At 63.5% G+C, this 15,980-nt stretch carries 16 protein-coding genes and 2 tRNA genes; 9 read left to right on the forward strand and 9 right to left on the reverse strand.

Annotation, left to right across the window (positions count from 1 at the left end):
- Nucleotides 1–17 precede the first annotated feature (17 nt).
- The 4 genes from PLN84_RS04220 to PLN84_RS04235 form a co-directional block, all read right to left on the reverse strand.
- A complete protein-coding gene (locus tag PLN84_RS04220) occupies nucleotides 18–1,310 on the reverse strand; it encodes a serpin family protein (protein ID WP_292558739.1) in 1,293 nt (430 codons plus the stop codon).
- Nucleotides 1,311–1,367: 57 nt separating this feature from the next.
- Nucleotides 1,368–3,278 (reverse strand): glycoside hydrolase family 15 protein, encoded by a 1,911-nt coding sequence (locus tag PLN84_RS04225; RefSeq protein ID WP_292558740.1) that lies wholly within the window; start codon nucleotides 3,276–3,278, stop codon nucleotides 1,368–1,370.
- A 4-nt stretch (nucleotides 3,279–3,282) separates the two neighbouring features.
- Complete coding sequence (locus PLN84_RS04230) at nucleotides 3,283–4,254, reverse strand: TIGR03885 family FMN-dependent LLM class oxidoreductase (protein ID WP_292382616.1); 972 nt, start codon at nucleotides 4,252–4,254, stop codon at nucleotides 3,283–3,285.
- A gap of 69 nt (nucleotides 4,255–4,323) precedes the next feature.
- Nucleotides 4,324–5,706 carry an Nramp family divalent metal transporter gene (locus PLN84_RS04235; protein WP_292382615.1) on the reverse strand — a complete coding sequence of 461 codons (1,383 nt, stop codon included), beginning with the start codon at nucleotides 5,704–5,706 and terminating at the stop codon, nucleotides 4,324–4,326.
- A 334-nt stretch (nucleotides 5,707–6,040) separates the two neighbouring features.
- Between PLN84_RS04235 and PLN84_RS04240 the strand changes: the two genes are divergently transcribed.
- Nucleotides 6,041–6,460 carry a pyridoxamine 5'-phosphate oxidase family protein gene (locus PLN84_RS04240; protein ID WP_292382614.1) on the forward strand — a complete coding sequence of 140 codons (420 nt, stop codon included), beginning with the start codon at nucleotides 6,041–6,043 and terminating at the stop codon, nucleotides 6,458–6,460.
- A gap of 134 nt (nucleotides 6,461–6,594) precedes the next feature.
- On the opposite strand, the gene PLN84_RS04245 is transcribed toward PLN84_RS04240, so the two are convergent.
- Nucleotides 6,595–6,667 (reverse strand) — tRNA-His (locus PLN84_RS04245).
- Between the two features lie 441 nt (nucleotides 6,668–7,108).
- On the opposite strand from PLN84_RS04245, the gene infB reads away from it, so the two are divergent.
- Nucleotides 7,109–8,890: a translation initiation factor IF-2 gene (gene infB, locus PLN84_RS04250; protein ID WP_292382612.1), complete on the forward strand. Its 1,782-nt coding sequence runs from the start codon at nucleotides 7,109–7,111 to the stop codon at nucleotides 8,888–8,890.
- Between the two features lie 120 nt (nucleotides 8,891–9,010).
- Complete coding sequence (locus PLN84_RS04255) at nucleotides 9,011–9,409, forward strand: 30S ribosomal protein S6e (RefSeq protein WP_292382610.1); 399 nt, start codon at nucleotides 9,011–9,013, stop codon at nucleotides 9,407–9,409.
- 187 nt (nucleotides 9,410–9,596) lie between these two features.
- Here the strand turns inward: PLN84_RS04255 and PLN84_RS04260 are convergent, their stop codons facing one another.
- Together PLN84_RS04260 and PLN84_RS04265 are read right to left on the reverse strand one after the other, a co-directional pair.
- Nucleotides 9,597–10,061: a DUF2240 family protein gene (locus PLN84_RS04260; RefSeq protein ID WP_292382608.1), complete on the reverse strand. Its 465-nt coding sequence runs from the start codon at nucleotides 10,059–10,061 to the stop codon at nucleotides 9,597–9,599.
- Nucleotides 10,058–10,480: a hypothetical protein gene (locus PLN84_RS04265; RefSeq protein ID WP_292382606.1), complete on the reverse strand. Its 423-nt coding sequence runs from the start codon at nucleotides 10,478–10,480 to the stop codon at nucleotides 10,058–10,060. Before PLN84_RS04265 ends, PLN84_RS04260 begins: the two co-directional genes overlap by 4 nt.
- An 89-nt stretch (nucleotides 10,481–10,569) precedes the next feature.
- On the opposite strand from PLN84_RS04265, the gene PLN84_RS04270 reads away from it, so the two are divergent.
- Together PLN84_RS04270 and PLN84_RS04275 are read left to right on the forward strand one after the other, a co-directional pair.
- The gene (locus PLN84_RS04270; protein WP_292382604.1) at nucleotides 10,570–12,009 is read left to right on the forward strand and encodes a bifunctional metallophosphatase/5'-nucleotidase; all 1,440 of its coding nucleotides are present in this window, start codon (nucleotides 10,570–10,572) and stop codon (nucleotides 12,007–12,009) included.
- 70 nt (nucleotides 12,010–12,079) lie between these two features.
- Complete coding sequence (locus tag PLN84_RS04275; RefSeq protein WP_292382766.1) at nucleotides 12,080–12,337, forward strand: DsrE family protein; 258 nt, start codon at nucleotides 12,080–12,082, stop codon at nucleotides 12,335–12,337.
- Nucleotides 12,338–12,348: 11 nt separating this feature from the next.
- Here the strand turns inward: PLN84_RS04275 and PLN84_RS04280 are convergent, their stop codons facing one another.
- Both PLN84_RS04280 and hypB read right to left on the reverse strand, forming a co-directional pair.
- A complete protein-coding gene (locus PLN84_RS04280; protein ID WP_292382602.1) occupies nucleotides 12,349–12,726 on the reverse strand; it encodes a 30S ribosomal protein S8e in 378 nt (125 codons plus the stop codon).
- A 105-nt stretch (nucleotides 12,727–12,831) separates the two neighbouring features.
- Nucleotides 12,832–13,479 carry a hydrogenase nickel incorporation protein HypB gene (gene hypB / locus PLN84_RS04285; RefSeq protein WP_292382764.1) on the reverse strand — a complete coding sequence of 216 codons (648 nt, stop codon included), beginning with the start codon at nucleotides 13,477–13,479 and terminating at the stop codon, nucleotides 12,832–12,834.
- A 54-nt stretch (nucleotides 13,480–13,533) separates the two neighbouring features.
- Between hypB and PLN84_RS04290 the strand changes: the two genes are divergently transcribed.
- The 4 genes from PLN84_RS04290 to PLN84_RS04305 all read left to right on the forward strand — a co-directional run bounded on the left by PLN84_RS04290 (nucleotide 13,534) and on the right by PLN84_RS04305 (nucleotide 15,892).
- Nucleotides 13,534–13,806 carry a signal recognition particle subunit SRP19/SEC65 family protein gene (locus PLN84_RS04290; RefSeq protein WP_292382601.1) on the forward strand — a complete coding sequence of 91 codons (273 nt, stop codon included), beginning with the start codon at nucleotides 13,534–13,536 and terminating at the stop codon, nucleotides 13,804–13,806.
- A 5-nt stretch (nucleotides 13,807–13,811) separates the two neighbouring features.
- A complete protein-coding gene (locus PLN84_RS04295; protein WP_292382600.1) occupies nucleotides 13,812–14,477 on the forward strand; it encodes a histidinol phosphate phosphatase domain-containing protein in 666 nt (221 codons plus the stop codon).
- Nucleotides 14,478–14,794: 317 nt separating this feature from the next.
- Nucleotides 14,795–15,808, forward strand: coding sequence for a transcription initiation factor IIB (locus PLN84_RS04300; protein WP_011843316.1), 1,014 nt, complete (start codon nucleotides 14,795–14,797; stop codon nucleotides 15,806–15,808).
- A gap of 12 nt (nucleotides 15,809–15,820) precedes the next feature.
- Nucleotides 15,821–15,892: transfer RNA gene (locus PLN84_RS04305), tRNA-Ala, on the forward strand.
- The last annotated feature ends 88 nt before the right edge of the window (nucleotides 15,893–15,980 follow it).

The raw sequence follows: 15,980 nt of genomic DNA on the forward strand, positions 1-15,980 counted from the left end.
GATATCGGTCCCGCCCCTCACGAGTTCTCCGGGTTTGCGACCCTCCCTGCGAAGAGGATCGTGCCGGAGTCCTCCTCGACGATCATGAAGACGAACGGGTGGTCCGCCTGGAAGACAGGGGTGGTATCTTCGAGCGGCATACTCACCAGGTTCACGACGACCCCGGTCGCCGCCGCTGCCTCGGTCCCCTCCTCGTTCACGTCGACGAAGGCCTTATGGACGACATCGCTGACGAAGAGATCCCGCGTCCCGTCCATCCCGGAGAGGTCGGCGTCACCGGTGAAGGCCGTCGGCATCCCCATCGCCGCAAGCGCCGGGGGCAGATTGTACTCAGTTTCAAGCGTGAACTTCGGGAAGTAGACTTTGACCCTCTGCGAATCCAGCGAATTCCGGAGTTCTGCAACCATATCGGCATCGAGCCTCTCCTCGACGGCCATCAGGTTGTCGCCTTTCGGGAGGAGGACGAGCATCGAGAGCCCGGTCCCGTCGCCGTGGGTATACGGGAGTTCGAGCGCCTGGAGGGTCTCAGTCTCTGTATACCGGTAGACCGCGTCCTCGTCCGTCCGCTGCATCATCCGGACCTGCACGGTCTCGTTCGGCCCGACCCTGAACTCCTCATCCGTCGTTTCATTCGGGTCGAACTGCTCGGCCCAGGTCCCCTTGAAGTAGATGGCGTTCGTGATCACGAGCCGGGTCAGCGCATCGATCGAGCCCGCCGGGAGGAGGTCGCGGATCTTCTCTTCGGTCTGTTCCTCCACCCACCGGTTGATGGTCGCACGCGATCCGTCGGGGTTGTTCCTGAAGTCGAGGTTCGTTACGTTCGCCCCGTACCACTGAGCGGCCGCGTCAACGTACTCCGGGAGGAACTGATAAGTCTCCTCCGCCCAGAGGGCGTTTGCGGTCCGGAGCGTGTAGTTGTCGCTCCCGCGGTTGAGGCGGGCGTCGGTCGCGGCAAATCCTTCCCGCATGAGGGTCCTGTTCGCCGGGAAGTGGAGGACCGACCGGATCTCGTCGGCGGTCGTGCCGCGGGCGCCCTCATAGGTGATCGCCAGGGCCGATGATATGCTGTAAGGCGAGAAGAAGATGTTCTTGCCGGACGAATCGGGCGAGCCCGCGAGGTGCCGGTAGAGGTCGAACGCGAACCGGTTGTTCCCCTTCGCTACGCTGCCGTTGTCGTCCGGCGGCTCCTGCCCCTCCGGTGGGGCGGAGTCCGCAGACGTTGTTCCCTGCGCATCGATGCACCCGGCAGCGATGCTGCCGAGCACGACGAGGGAAGCCAGGAGCAGTATGCCGATACTCTCTCTGTTCATGGAGTGCGATATGGCACCGGGGATAGTTATGCCTGACGTTTTTCGAAGCCTCGCCCTTCAGACCGGCATCATCACAACACGGCCCCCTTCGAGCTCCGCACGGTGCTCCGGCGTCCCGATGGGGGCGTGGCCCGGGATCGGCTTCCCTTCGGCATAGGCTATGTAGAGGGCGCTGTTGATAAGGCCGATGTGGGTGAACGCCTGGGGGAAGTTCCCCAGGAACGCTCCCGTCGCCGGGTCGAACTGCTCCGGGTAGAGCCCCACGTGGTTTGCGCGGTCGACCATCCGGCTAAAGAGCGACCGGGCCTCATCGATGCGGCCGGAGAGGGCGAGGCAGTCGATGAGCCAGAAGGTGCAGAGCCCAAACGCCCCTTCCCTGCCGGGGAGGCCGTCGTCAGCCCGGTAACGGTAGACGAGACCGTTCTCCGTCAGCCCCTCGATCGTCGCATCAATCGTCCCCTCTACCCGGTCGTCATCGAACGGGAGGAACTCCAGCAGCGGGATGCGGAGGTTCGCAGCATCGAGGTCCTTTGAGCCGTAGGACTGGACGAACGCGCCCACCTCCGCATCGTAACCCTGTTCGAGGACCTGCCGCCGGATCGCGGCGGCGTTGCGGGCCCACCGATCCCGGTCTCCCCGGAGGCCGTACCGGTCGGTGAGGTGGACCGCCCGGTCGAGGGCAACCCAGAGCATCACCTTCGAGTAGACGTAGTGGCGCGGCTCGCTGCGGATCTCCCAGATCCCGTAATCGGGCTCTTTCCAGAGGGAACACGCCTCGTCGGCGACCCTGGAGAGAAACGCCATCTCTTTCTCCGGGAGTTTGTGCCCCCGGCGGGCGAGCTCGTAGGCGGTGTTGAGGAGCTCGCCGTAGATCTCAAGTTGCAGCTGGACGGCGGCGCCGTTCCCGATCCTGACCGGGCGCGAGCCCCGGTAGCCCTCAAGGTGGAGGAGATCCTCTTCGTCGAGGTCGGTCCACCCGTGGATGCTGTACATGAGCCGGAGCCCGCGGCCTTCGCCGGCCTGCATCTCCGAGACCCGCTCCATCCAGGAGAGAAGTTCGATCGCCTCCGCCCCGTGGCCGAGGGCGATGAGCGCCTGGGCCGTCATGGCCGAGTCGCGGATCCAGGCAAAGCGGTAGTCCCAGTTCCGCACGCCCCCGATATCCTCCGGGAGCGATGTCGTCGGTGCGGCGGCGATCGCACCCGTCGCGGCGTTCGTCAGCAGTTTGAGGGCAAGTTCGGACCTGACGAGGAGCGGGAGGAGGTCGCCCGCCCACTCCCTCGCGCGGCCGGCCCCGCTCCCGTAGGCCCAGGTCCGCCAGACCTCCGCGGTCTGTTCCTCGACCGACCCCGCATCGTCGGGCCGGTAGGTCAGGTCTTCGGTCCCCCACCGGGCTATCAGGACGCGCCGGTCGCCTTCCCGCATTGGGATCTCCGCCCGGAGGGTGTGTCCGCCCTCTCCCTCCTCGACCTTCCCGGCCTCCTCGATACCGAAGAGCGTCATGTCGTCTCTCCCGTCGGTTGCAAACCAGCCGCCGGGGATCCGCGAGATGCCGGTCGTCCCCCGGGCATAGTCGAACCGGGGCGACCACTCCACCGCCGCCTCCACGCTTCCGCCGGCGCACTCAAGGATGCGGTAGAGTTCGGGCGGGGCGAACGAACCTGCCCGCCCCTCGATATCCCCGAAGAGCGGCATCAGGTCGGTCACGACGAGCTTCCCCGTTTCACCGGAGAACTCCGTCCTGAGGATGTTGGTCTCCCCGGCATACCGCTGCCGCCCGCTCCCGGTCCCCGGGACCGATACCCTGAACCTGCCGCCCCGCCGGGCGTCGAGCAGGGCGGCAAAGACGCTTGTCCGGTCGAGGTAGGGGTAACAGCACCAGTCGATCGAGCCGTCGGTCCCGACGAGCGCCGCTGTCCTGAGGTTGCCGATGACGGCGTAGTCGCCGATGGGTTTGTAGTCTCCCATGCGGTCACCCGGAGAGCGCGGGGAGAACCTCGCGCCCGAAGTCCTCGATGAACTCAACCTGGCTCCGGTTCACGTTGTGGAGGTAGAGATGCGTAAAGCCGAGATCGATATCGGTCCTGAGCCACCGGATGTGCTTCTCCAGGTCCGCGGAGACGCGGATCTTCTCAAAGACCTTTGCCGGATCGGCAAACTCCCCGATAGCCGCAAACTGCTCCGGCGTCCGGAGGGTCTCGAGCACCGTCGCCGGGAAGACGTTCGCCCGCCACTGGTCCCACGCGCCGTTCCGGGCCTCCCCGTCGTCTCGCGCGTAGGAGAGGTCCACCTTGAGGTGCATCGGTTTCCCCTCCCCGCCGCCGCGCCGGAACGCGTTGACGACCTCCGCAAGTTCGTCTTCCGGCATCGCGACGGTGATGAGGCCGTCTGCCCACCCGCCGACCCATGCCGCGGTCGCGGGCGTCAGGGCGGCGCCGACGAGGAGCGGCGGCTCTGCCGGCCGGGTGTGGAGGCGGGCGTTGACGGTGCGGGCCGGGGTATCGGCGGTGACCGTCTCCCCCGCCCAGAGCCGCCGCATGAGGGTGGCGGCCGCGAGGAGCCGGGCGTTCCTCGCCCCTTTCTCCGGCCAGACCTCTCCGGTGATGCTCTCGTTGAGGGCCTGGCCGCTCCCGACGGCGATCCAGAACCGGCCGCGAAACATCTCGGCGAGCGTCGCCGCCGCCTGGGCGATGATCGCCGGGTGGTAGCGGTAACCCGGCGCACAGACGACCCCGGCCGGAAGCGAGGTCGCCTGGAGAGCGGCGCCGAGCCACGACCACGCGAACCCGCTCTCTCCCTGGGCAGGGGTCCAGGGGTTGAAGTGGTCCGAAGAGAGGAGCGCCCGAAACCCGGCGTCTTCTGCCTTCTGTGCGAGAGAAAGAAGCATGCCCGGGGGGAACTGCTCGTGGGATGCGTGGTATCCGATCGTCACGTTCTGTCTCATGTGCGCCTCCTGTCGGCCGTAGACTGCGCACCCGGGTATAAAAAGGGGGTGCCCGGCCGTGTTCGGGGTTCAGGCGAGGAACTCGGTTGCGATGTAGTATACCGAGAACGCCGCAAAGAAGATCCCGACGGCGATCGTCAGGATCACGATGGGGAGGGACGGCCGGAACTCGACCGGGAGCGTTCGCCGGTTCAGGTAGACCGTCATGAAGGCGACGACCGGGATCTGGATCGCCTCGACGATCCCCGCGATGGCGAGGGCGGTCACCGGTTCGAGCTGGACGAGGATGAAGATGAACGGCACGACGCCCATCAGACCGAGCAGGTAGACGTAGCGGTAGAACCGCATCGAGACCCACCGCCCCGTCGCTCTTGCCTGGCGGGCGATGAAGATCGAGCCCTGGCCAAGCATCCGGGTCCAGCCGTCGAGGTTGGCGACGAGGGTGCTCCAGAAGGCGAAGAACGCGGCCAGGATCATCAGCCAGGTTCCCGGCGCTCCCCAGACGTCGCCGAGGAGGACCGAGAGGACCGCGGTCACTTCCGGGCCCTCGGGGAGGAGGCCCTGCGGCCGGAGGAGCTCCGCACCCAGGATGAGGAGGGCGACGAGCAGGAGGAGGACGATGCCGGCCGCGATGACCGTGGATACGGTCATCAGCCTGAGCCAGTCCTGCATATGCTCCTTCTCGCTCCGGGAGAGGTGTGCGATCTCCGGCAGCCCTTCCTCCTCGATGACCCTCTCCTCCCCGCCTCGCCGGTGCACGGTGTAGTAGGCGGCGCCGTAGCCCCGGGCCGTGAGCCAGTAGGAGTACCATATGAGGCCCGCGGCCCCGGACATCACGAACCCGAGCCAGGGGAGGAGTTCGGCGTAGACGACGTCTTCGGGGAGGGCCGGGACGAGGCCGGCAGCGAGCGGGGCGATGCCGGGGAAGACGAAGCCCGCGGTCGTTACCAGGGCGACGATGATCGCGAGCGCCATGACGATCGACGTCAGTTCCACGCCCCGGTACCTGCCGAAGAAGACGAGGGCGAGCGAGACTAAGAGGACGATGGCCGCCCAGAGCGTGAAGCTCCCCGGAAGGGCGAGAATGACGGCCGAACCGGCCGCCCCCGCCATCCCGGTGATGGTGGTGACCGCAACGAGGAACTGGGGGAGCACGATGAGCCAGATCCCCCAGTTCGCCGGTCCGGGGAGGTTCCTGATCCCCTGGAGGAGCGATCCCCCCGTCACGACCGCGTAGCGCCCGATCTCGATGGAGAGCACGGTCTTTAAGAATATCGCAAGGATGAGCGTCCAGAGGACGGAGTAGCCGTAGAGCGAGGCTATCCGGGGGGTGAAGAGGAGTTCGCCGGTCGCGATGGCCGAGATCATCCATATGATCGCCGGCCCCATCCATCCGAGGATCTCCCGTCCGCGGGGAGCCGGGGGGACGACGGTATGGTCTTCGTCTGCCATGTGGTGTCAGCCTCCCTGACCGGGGTGAGCGGTCATGGGTATGCATAAGTCTTCCTGCCGGTGATCGTTGTGGGGTCCCCGGGCGGAGAAAAAGAGGGGGGCACAGCCTCCGCCGGCGGCTGCCTGCCGGGGGAGATGAGCATGATGCCGTTCGCCGTGCTCGGTGTCGATGCTCCTCCTGGGGCAGGATTGCGAAGGGAGGCCCGGTGGCCTGACCCCGGAACGCCGGCGAAGTGCTGCACCGGAACACCTATGAGCATGTCCGGGGAACAGCCCCGGGACTGCTTATGGTCCTGAGAGTGTTATGGCGCAGCCGTTTCCGGTGTGATGCTCCATGGTAGTGATGCCCGATACCCTCGTTGCGCTCCTCAAAGACTGGCATTCGGTCCCCGTCGCGACCACCGGGGCCGACGGGATGCCCAATGTCGCGGCGAAGTCGGTCATGGTCAGGGATCCCGAGACCATCGTCTGGGGCGAGCTCTATTTCATGCAGACCTACGAGAACCTCATGCGGCACCCGGTCGCGCTCTGTGTCTGGGAACGGACCCCGCCGTTCACCGCGTACCAGGTGAAGGGGAGGGTGGTGATCCACAGGGACGACGAGGTGACGGCGGCGCTTGACAGGAAGGTCTGGGCCGGACACCCTGAGGAGTTCGCGACTCGCACAGAGGGGATGGCAGCGGTCGTCCTCACGGTCGAGGAGATCTACGACCAGACTCCCCGGCTTGAGGCAGCAGGAAAGCGGATCGCATAAGTCTTATGGGTGAGTTTGACGAGTCGGAACGACTACGATCCCCGGGTTGGTGCCGTGAACGCTTCTCCCGTGCAGGTGAGGTCAGAAAGAGGCTATTGAACTATCCGGGAAGAGAATCAGAACAGAAATAATAAGGCCAGGGCCGAGATTCGAACCCGGGTCGAGGGATCCACAGTCCCTTAGGATGACCGACTACCCCACCCTGGCAAGGTACTCATTATAGTTGGTAGTCGGATTTGATTAAGGTATCTCTTCACTGTGCCTGCATCACACGCTGTTCCGGGGGTCACGGACACACGACCGGTCGCAGGGTGCGATGGACCGAACGTCCGGAGCTTGAGAAGCCATCAGGCTTCGGGGCAGGAGTTTGAGCACCCCTGGGTGCGAAGTGCGACGGTTTGTTTGAACCGGAGTTTGAGCACCCTTGGGTGCGAACGTTCGGAGCATGAGAAGACTGAAGATCTTCGAGCGATGAGGTGAATTATTAATAGACTCCATGTTCTATAACGTACCAGTGTTCCGGGCGCCGAGCGAAGCCCCGGGGGTAGGGGAATCGCCCAGACTCTGGCGTGATTAGGAAAAAATGGCCAATATTCCTGTTTTTTTGGGTTTATTCGTCCAGACTTCATATACCGGAAGGTGATTATTATGGCAAAGCAACCAACGATCAGGACCCCCATTGTCTGCGTGATGGGCCACGTAGACCACGGCAAGACGTCGCTCCTGGACAGGATCCGGGGCTCGTCCGTGGTATCGACCGAAGAGGGCGCGATCACGCAGCACATCGGCGCCACGCTCGTCCCCATCGATGCGATCACCCGCATGGGCGGAGCCTTAAGCAAGGTCAGCGTCAACGTCCCCGGCCTCCTCTTCATCGACACCCCCGGGCACCATGCCTTCACCACCCTCCGTGCGCGCGGCGGGGCGCTCGCCGACATGGCGATCGTCGTCGTGGACATCAACGAGGGCTTCCGTCCTCAGACGATCGAAGCCCTCCAGATCCTGCGCAACTACAAGACACCGTTCGTCATCGCGGCGAACAAAGTCGACCGCATCCACGGCTGGCGTGTCCAGGGGGGCCAGCCGTTCATGAAGACGTTTGCGCAGCAGAACGAGCGTGTCCAGGGCACACTCGAGACGAAGGTCTACGAACTCGTCGGGAAACTCTCCGATCTCGGGTTCAACTCCGAACGGTTCGACCGGGTCTCGGACTTTGCACGGAACATCTGCATCGTCCCCACAAGCGCTCTCACCGGCGAAGGCATCCCCGACATCCTTATGGTACTGATCGGGCTTGCCCAGCGTTACATGACCGAGAGCCTCAGGGTCAGCGCCGACGGCCCCGGTGCCGGCACCGTCCTTGAGGTGAAAGAGGAGCGGGGACTCGGGATGACGCTCGACGTCATCCTCTACGACGGCACTCTCAAGGTCGGGGACGAGATCGTCGTCGCGGGCAACGACCAGATCATCGAGACGAAGGTGCGTTCCCTCCTACAGCCCCGGCCGATGAAGGAGATCCTGATCGAGGAGCGGTTCGAGCGGGTCAAGTCGATCACCGCCGCCGCCGGGATCAAGGTCGCCGCCCCGAAACTCGACGGCGTCATCGCGGGTTCCCCCCTCCGGGCCATCCGGGGGGCCAATCGGGACGAGATGATCGAGATGGTCCGGCACGAGGTCCAGGACATCCAGGTGAACCTCGCCGATGTCGGGGTCATCATCCGGGCGGATACCATCGGCGCTCTCGAAGCGCTCTCAAAAGAACTCGAAAGCCACCAGATCCAGGTGATGCGGGCCACCGTCGGGCCGGTCACCCGCCACGACGTCATCGAGGCGGGAACGATCAAAGACCCTCTCTACAGTGCGATCATCGCCTTCAACACCCCGGTCCTGCCGGACGCGGTCGACACCCTGGAGGACGCCTTGATGTCCCATGTCCACGTATTCGAGGGCGGGGTCATCTACCAGCTCATCGACGACTACATCGAGTGGCGCGAGGAAAAGAAGCAGGAACTCGAGCGGCAGCAGTTCGAGAAACTGGTGATGCCCGCCAAGATCCGGATCCTCCCGAACTGCGTCTTCCGGCAGAGCAACCCCGCGGTGGTCGGCGTCCGGGTCCTTGGCGGGAAACTCCAGAGCGGTGTCGACCTGGCCCTCCCGAACGGCAAAAAAGTGGGCCGCATCAAGCAGATCCAGGCGAAGAACGAGACGGTCCAGGAAGCGGAGGCGGGCAAAGAGGTCGCGATCTCGATCGAGGGCCCTACCGTCGGCCGCCAGATCAACGTCGATGACGACCTCTACGTGGACATACCCGAGCGGCACGTCAAGATCATCGAGCGGGAGATGCTCGACCACTTAAGCTCGAGCCTGCGGGAGACACTCGAAGAGTTCACCATCCTCAGGCGCCGGGAAGATCCCTTCTGGGGGAAGTGAACCGCTCCGCCCCCATGCGGCCCCCCTCCCCCGGCCGGGATCTCCGATCAACCTCGTGAAGGTAGAATATTAATATCATATTCTCAAATTGTATAGGTACTTTCGAAGGAGTCGAAAACAATGGCAGATTTCAAAATTATCCTATCAGACCCGGAGACCGGGCATGCATACAAGATCGATGCGACCGGCCCCGCAGCAGGAGCACTCATCGGCAAGCGCATCGGTGACGAGATCGACGGGGGCATCTTCGGCCTTGCAGGCTACATGATCCAGATCACCGGCGGCACAGACAAGACCGGCATTCCCGCGCGCCGCGACCTTCCCGGGCCGGCACGGAGAAGACTCCTCCTCTCCAAGGGTGTCGGGTTCCACCCGGTTATGGACGGGGAGCGCCGCAGGAAGTCGGTGCGTGGAAACGAGATCAGCACCGACTTCGTCCAGATCAATGCCGCCGTAAAGCAGAGCGGCGCAAAACCATTAGCCGAATACTTCAGCCAGCCCGAGGCGGCGGCTGAATAATCAGCGCCTCTTTTTTTAGAATTGTTCTGTCCCCGGAGTGGAGGCTCTCTCCCGGGTTGCCGCATCCCGTACCCACGGTGCGCGAATCCTTTCCCCGCTCCTTGCGAATAACCGCGGGCAACCGGTACATCGCCCCGTAGTGGGGGCGCGGATGGCGCCAGGAGCCCGGACGCCATCCGTCCGGCACCTACCTCAACTTTGCAACCGACTTCTCCAGGGCGGGCAGTTTGTCCTCGAATGCCACCCCATACTTCTTCGCGAGGATGACCGCCGCCGCCTCCGCCCGGAGGTTGCCGTCGAAGTGGTCGGCCACGACCCGGTGGAGCTCCGCGAAGACCTCCTGCGGCGGCTTTCCCGTCGTGGCGGCGACCCGCCCGATCAGGTCCTCGTAGGGGCTCTCGGCAGCGAGAACCTCGGAGGTGGGCTTGAACCCGAGCGGTATCGAGACCTCCGCGACATCGAAGAGCGGCCGGATGGTCCCCCCGTCCACCTCGACGAGCCCCTCCGCCGTCGCCCGCTCCAGGAGCTGGTTCGCCTGCTCCTTGTTCATCCACTTCCGGTCGATGGCGATATAGAAGACGAACTCGCTTCGCTGAAGCCGCTCTTTGCGCATGTGCTTGAACGGTGCAGCAACCGCAATCCTGACGCTCACTCGCAGGCACCCTTGAGAAGTCGTCGCAGGTCCATCGCATCCAGGTCGCCGAGGCGGCCGTCCTTGGCCACGTAACATTCCGTCACCGGACCCCTGTCGACGATACGGAGGAAAAAGACATTCTCCGAGACCGGCAGCCTTTTTTCAGGCGTAAGAAGCGTTCTCTGCAGATCGACCCGGAAGTCTGCCGTCTCGCTGACCTTCTCGGAGAACGGTTTGAGGGCGTCGAGGTCCAGGAACTGCGTCCGCCCGTCCGCGACCTGGAAGAGGATCCGTTCCTTGACGAGACCGTCAACTCCCCGCACGGTCGTATGAGTGTCGTGCATCCGGGCTATACAGGCGAGGACGTCCTGGAACGGCCGGACGAGCTCGAAATCGAGGTCGATGGACTGGGGAAAGCGATGATATATCCTGCGCATCACTAGAACTGAGGTCTGCGGAACGTAAAAAGGATATGATCCCGTCGCGGCACAAAGGTTTTTGGCATACTCCCGCCCCCTGCATCCGTATGACGGACCACCTTACCCTCCTGCAGATGAACGACTCACACGGGTATCTGGATCTGCACCCGGAACTCTTCTATGCCGCGGGCCTGCCGGAGTACCGGATGGCGGGCGGCTATGCCCGGATAGCCGCACTCTTCGAGGAGATCCGCGATGCGCGGCGGGAGCAGGTGTTCGCGTTTGACTGCGGCGACACCATTCACGGGACCTACCCTGCCGTTCGGTCGAAGGGCGAGGCGCTCGTCCCGGTGCTGAACGCCCTCCGCCTCGATGCCATGACCGCCCACTGGGAGTTCGCCTACGGCCCGGAGCAGTTCAGGAGGATTACCCGCGCCCTCGACTACCCGATGCTCGCCGTCAACTGCTACGACGATGCGACCGGCGACCTCGTCTTCCCGCCGTATACGGTCTGCGAGACCGATGGCCTCGCGGTGGGCGTCATCGGGATCGCCGCCACCATCGTCGACAAGGTGATGCCGGAGTCCTTCTCGAAAGGAATCCACTTCACCCTGGGGAATGAGGAACTCCCGGGGCAGATCGCTCATCTTCGCGACGAGGAAGGGGTGGACCTCGTCGTGGTGGTCTCTCACCTCGGTTTCCCGCAGGAGGTGAAACTTGCCGGGGAAGTGGACGGGATTGACGTCCTCCTCTCCGGGCACACCCACAACCGCCTCTTCGAGCCCGCGGTCGTCAACGACACGATCCTCATCCAGTCCGGCTGCCACGGCTCTTTCCTCGGCCGGCTCGATCTGACGGTCGAGAACCGGCGGGTGAAGCGTTACTCCCACGAACTGATCATCGTCGGGGAGGAGATCCGGCCTGATCCGGAAGTCGTCGACCTGGTCGCGGGAGCCGTGGACCCGCACCGCGAGCGTCTCTCGCGGGTCGTCGGGGAGACCCGGACCGCCCTCAACCGGAATTCGGTCCTTGAAGCCACGATGGACAACCTCCTCCTGCAGGCGATCTGTGACGCCACGGGCACCCAGATGGCCTTCTCGAACGGCTGGCGTTACGGTGCCCCGGTGCCGCCGGGCCCGGTGACGGCAAACGATCTCTGGAACATCATCCCGGTCAATCCCCCGGTCTCGACGGTCGAGGTCACGGGACAGGAACTCCGGGCGATGATGGAGGAGAACCTGGAGCGGACCTTTGCGCGCGATCCCTACCAGCAGATGGGGGGGTACGTGAAGCGGTGTATGGGGGTCAAACTCTACTGCAAGCTTGAGAACCCACCCGGTCTCCGGATCCAGGAGTTCTTTGCGGGCGGTCGGAGGCTCGACCCGGACGCCGTCTACCGGGCTGCGTTTGTCACCGGGCAGGGCGTGCCGGCGAAGTACGGGAAGAACCGGGAGAACCTTGATATCCGGGCAATCGAGGCGCTCGAACGTTACCTCTCACGTGGCCCCGCGAGCGCAGAACTTCGCGGGAGCGTGATGGCGATATGACGCCGCCGAAGGTCGTCGTCTCGACGAGCACGAGAAGGTGCCTCTTGTCTGAGAGAATGTACAGAACCTCATCGGCGACCTTGAGGGTGTCGAGGTCGAGGTGGTCACCCATGCCGGCGGGGTGGAGGGGCTCCGCACCGGCACCTCTCATACGGCGCTCCTGGAAGAGTTCGCGGAGAGCGGTGTCCGGTTCGTGGTCTGTGAGAATACCCTCCACTCCCGGAACATCCCGCGCAGCGATTTTCCCGGGTACATCGGGACCGTCCCGTCCGCGATCGTGGAGCTGATTGTCAGGCAGGCCGAAGGCTGGTGTTACCTCAAGCCGTGAAAAAAAGAGTATTATGCGATCAGGACAGCGTTGACGACGCCGTCCTGGCCGGGTCTGCTGACGATGCGCGCGCGGCCCATCTCGGTCCTGATGATGGCGCCCTTGGTCAGGAGGTTCCGCCGGACGTAGTTGGGGTTCGCGCTGTTCGCCTCGACCGTCTCGATCTTTACTTTCTGGGTCGTGCCCTTCGCAGGGTCTGCGACCGTCGCGTAGTCGAGCCGGAGTGCCCGGACCTTCAGGTTGCCCCCGTAGGAGCGGACAACTTTCTTACGTTCTTCACCGATGTGCGTCTCTGCCGGAGCTCTTCCGATCTCCGACCGCATCTTGCCCCGGGAGGTGTGGTAGCGCCCACCCGACGGCTTCCGTACTGATCTTCCTTGCCACTGCATGTGACCACCGTAATATACTCTGTAGAGGACGCGATATCCCAGGGGATAGCAATCTCTCGTTAAAGTGCTATAACTATTCGAGACCGGGATATTTAACCCTGCTGATCACGCGAGGATCGCATCGAGCAGTGCCTCGAGCCCCTCACCGGTCTTCATGTTCGTCTTAAAGACCTGCATCTCCGGGTTGTAGCGGTGCATATCCCGCTCCATCCTGTCGAGGTCGGCACCGACGAACCCGGCGAGATCGATCTTGTTAATGACGCCGATGGTGCTGCCGCGAAACATCATCGGGTGCTTGTTCACCACGTCGTCTCCTTCGGTGGAACTGACGATGACGATCCGCTTCTCGGCGCCCAGCCGGAAGTCGGTCGGGCAGACCATGTTGCCGACGTTCTCGATGAAGAGAACGTCGATCTCGTCGAGCGGCAGGTGCTCGATGGCGTGCTCGACGAGGTGGGCGTCGAGGTGGCATTCCTTCCCGGTGTTCGCATTGTAGGCCGGAACCCCTGCAGCGACGATCCGCTGGAAGTCGTCGTCGCCGTAGACGTCCCCGGCGATGGCGCCGGCGCGAAGCCCCCGCTCCCTGATCCTTGGTGCGAGCCGCTCGATCAGGGCGGTCTTTCCGGACCCGATAGCGCCGAGGAGGTCGAACGCCCGGATGCCATGAGCCTTGAGGTGGTCCGCGTTGGCGTCTGCTATGCGGTTGTTGACGTCGTAAATGTCCTTCTCCACATGGACGTCGATATGGTGCATGGTACGTAATGTGATCATGATCTGTTTATAGGTTAACACTCAAACCCTACGGCAATGAGCGCAGAACGCATCCTGTACCCCTGTTACTTCAACACCGCGTTAAAGCGGCGTGAGGGACGCCGCGTCGCGAAGAATCTCGGCGCAAAGTCCGCGGATATCGCCGCCATCGAGGCGGTCCTGCGGAAGATGAAGGTCCCGCACCGGGTAGAGGAGCACCACCATCCCGCCCGGTGGGCCGAGCGCGAGGGCCGGATCGTGGCGGAGTGGGAAGGGAGCAAGGAAGACCTGATCCGGAAGGTTGCCGGTGGTCTTTCCGGCCGGAAGTGACCGGGATGTATGACCTGCACACCCACACCATCTTCTCCGACGGTGAACTCCTCCCGACCGAACTCGTGCGCCGGGCTGCCGTGCTCGGCTACGATACCCTCGCCATCACCGACCACGCGGATGCCTCGAACCTCGCGCACCTGGTTGAGGCGGTCGCCGAAGTCCGGGATTCGGCGCGATATTACGGCGTTGAACTGCTTGTCGGGGTGGAGCTCACCCACGTCCCGCCCTCCCTGATCCCGGCGCTTGCGCGCGATGCAAAACGGCGCGGTGCCGATATCGTCGTGGTCCACGGCGAGACGGTGATGGAGCCCGTCGCCCCGGGGACGAACCGCGCTGCCTGCACGTGCGAGTACGTGGACGTCCTCGGCCACCCCGGGCTCATAACGATTGAGGATGCCCGCGCAGCCGCAGAGCATGGGATAGCACTTGAGATCACCTCCCGCGCGGGGCATAACCGGACCAACGGCCATGTGGTGCGGACGGCGCGGGAGGCCGGTTGTCCTCTCACGGTCGATTCCGATACGCATGTGCCGTCCGATCTGATGTCGACGGAGGCGCGTTGGACTGTTGCGCTCGGCGCAGGGCTGACGGAGGCGGAATCCCGGGAGATTCTTTCCCCGGATATAAAACGGCTTCTCCAGAAAGAAGATGGGGTATTTATAATTTAGCAAAACGATTTTATACTCCAGGGGTCAATATATATATGTTACTAAATACTTCCAACTATAGTATCCCCTAGAGGTTGCAGTTTGCGGTTAATCGGACGTTCTGTAAGTGTTTGTGGTAATCGCTTGTTAATCTTGCGATGTGATGCTGCACAGTTGCCACGCCTCTACGGTGAGGCTGTGGATCGCCGGTTAAAACCCGTAGGGAAGGTAGTTGATATCTTTGGGAATATATCATCTCCCTATGCCGTAGTCCTCTGCTACAGTGGCTGTTCGGTGCAGGTTGGCGAGAAAATCTTTGCAAAATAGGTGTAAATTCGATGGCAGAAGTAGAAAAACTTAAGCAGCTGCAGTTGCAGCGCGAGGCCCTGAAGAAGAGGGGGGAGCAGAAGGTCAAGGAGACGGAGAAGAAGCGCACCGAGGAGAGCGTCCAGTCCGTCTGCCCCGAGTGCGGGAGCCGCCAGCTCGTCCACGACTACGAGCGTGCCGAGCTCGTCTGCCAGAACTGCGGTCTCGTCCTTGACGAGGAGTTCATCGATCGCGGCCCCGAGTGGCGTGCCTTCGACCATGACCAGCGGATGAAGCGGTCCCGTGTCGGCGCACCGATGACCTTCACGATCCACGACAAGGGTCTCTCGACGATGATCGACTGGAGGAACCGTGACTCCTACGGTCGTGCGATCTCGAGCAAGAACCGTGCCCAGCTCTACCGGCTCCGGAAGTGGCAGCGGCGTATCCGGGTCTCGAACGCGACCGAGCGGAACCTGGCGTTCGCGCTCTCGGAACTGGACCGGATGGCGTCCGCGCTCGGCCTGCCCCGGAACGTGCGCGAGACCGCGGCGGTGGTCTACCGTGACGCTGTGGACAAGAACCTGATCCGCGGCCGGAGTATCGAAGGGGTTGCGGCGGCCGCGCTGTATGCGGCATGCCGGCAGTGCAGCGTGCCCCGGACGCTCGATGAGATCGCCGAAGTCTCCCGGGTATCGAGGAAGGAGATCGGGCGCACCTACCGGTTCATCTCGCGCGAGCTTGGATTGAAGCTCCTGCCGACGTCCCCGATCGATTACGTACCGCGCTTCTGCTCGGGCCTGAACCTGAAGGGTGAGGTCCAGAGCCGGGCGGTCGAGATCCTCCGGCAGGCCGGAGAACGCGAACTTACGAGCGGCAGAGGGCCAACGGGCGTCGCTGCTGCCGCCATTTACATCTCCTCGATCCTCGGCGGAGAGCGGCGCACCCAGCGCGAAGTTGCCGAGGTTGCGGGCGTGACCGAGGTCACGATCAGGAACAGATATAAGGAACTGGCAGAAAAATTAGATATCGAGATCATACTCTGATCTCCTATCTTTGGGCTCGTAGATCAGGGGTAGATCGCTACGTTCGCAACGTAGAGGCCGCGGGTTCAAATCCCGCCGGGTCCACTCTTCTTGTTTTCCGTTGAACTTTTCCCGCTACGTTTTTCTTGAGTTCATAGGCGACCGCAGGTCGCCGGGGGTGTCGAGAGGGGCG

The organism is Methanoculleus sp., from assembly GCF_035363275.1.
In the GTDB taxonomy this organism is placed as follows: domain Archaea; phylum Halobacteriota; class Methanomicrobia; order Methanomicrobiales; family Methanoculleaceae; genus Methanoculleus.

Bases quoted from the DNA above. Each gene is read 5' to 3' on its own strand.
- PLN84_RS04220 (WP_292558739.1), bottom strand. From the start codon at position 1,310: ATGAACAGAGAGAGTATCGGCATACTGCTCCTGGCTTCCCTCGTCGTG.
- PLN84_RS04225 (WP_292558740.1), bottom strand. From the start codon at position 3,278: ATGGGAGACTACAAACCCATCGGCGACTACGCCGTCATCGGCAACCTC.
- PLN84_RS04230 (WP_292382616.1), bottom strand. From the start codon at position 4,254: ATGAGACAGAACGTGACGATCGGATACCACGCATCCCACGAGCAGTTC.
- PLN84_RS04235 (WP_292382615.1), bottom strand. From the start codon at position 5,706: ATGGCAGACGAAGACCATACCGTCGTCCCCCCGGCTCCCCGCGGACGG.
- PLN84_RS04240 (WP_292382614.1), top strand. From the start codon at position 6,041: ATGGTAGTGATGCCCGATACCCTCGTTGCGCTCCTCAAAGACTGGCAT.
- infB (WP_292382612.1), top strand. From the start codon at position 7,109: ATGGCAAAGCAACCAACGATCAGGACCCCCATTGTCTGCGTGATGGGC.
- PLN84_RS04255 (WP_292382610.1), top strand. From the start codon at position 9,011: ATGGCAGATTTCAAAATTATCCTATCAGACCCGGAGACCGGGCATGCA.
- PLN84_RS04265 (WP_292382606.1), bottom strand. From the start codon at position 10,480: ATGCGCAGGATATATCATCGCTTTCCCCAGTCCATCGACCTCGATTTC.
- PLN84_RS04270 (WP_292382604.1), top strand. From the start codon at position 10,570: ATGACGGACCACCTTACCCTCCTGCAGATGAACGACTCACACGGGTAT.
- PLN84_RS04280 (WP_292382602.1), bottom strand. From the start codon at position 12,726: ATGCAGTGGCAAGGAAGATCAGTACGGAAGCCGTCGGGTGGGCGCTAC.
- hypB (WP_292382764.1), bottom strand. From the start codon at position 13,479: ATGCACCATATCGACGTCCATGTGGAGAAGGACATTTACGACGTCAAC.
- PLN84_RS04290 (WP_292382601.1), top strand. From the start codon at position 13,534: ATGAGCGCAGAACGCATCCTGTACCCCTGTTACTTCAACACCGCGTTA.
- PLN84_RS04295 (WP_292382600.1), top strand. From the start codon at position 13,812: ATGTATGACCTGCACACCCACACCATCTTCTCCGACGGTGAACTCCTC.
- PLN84_RS04300 (WP_011843316.1), top strand. From the start codon at position 14,795: ATGGCAGAAGTAGAAAAACTTAAGCAGCTGCAGTTGCAGCGCGAGGCC.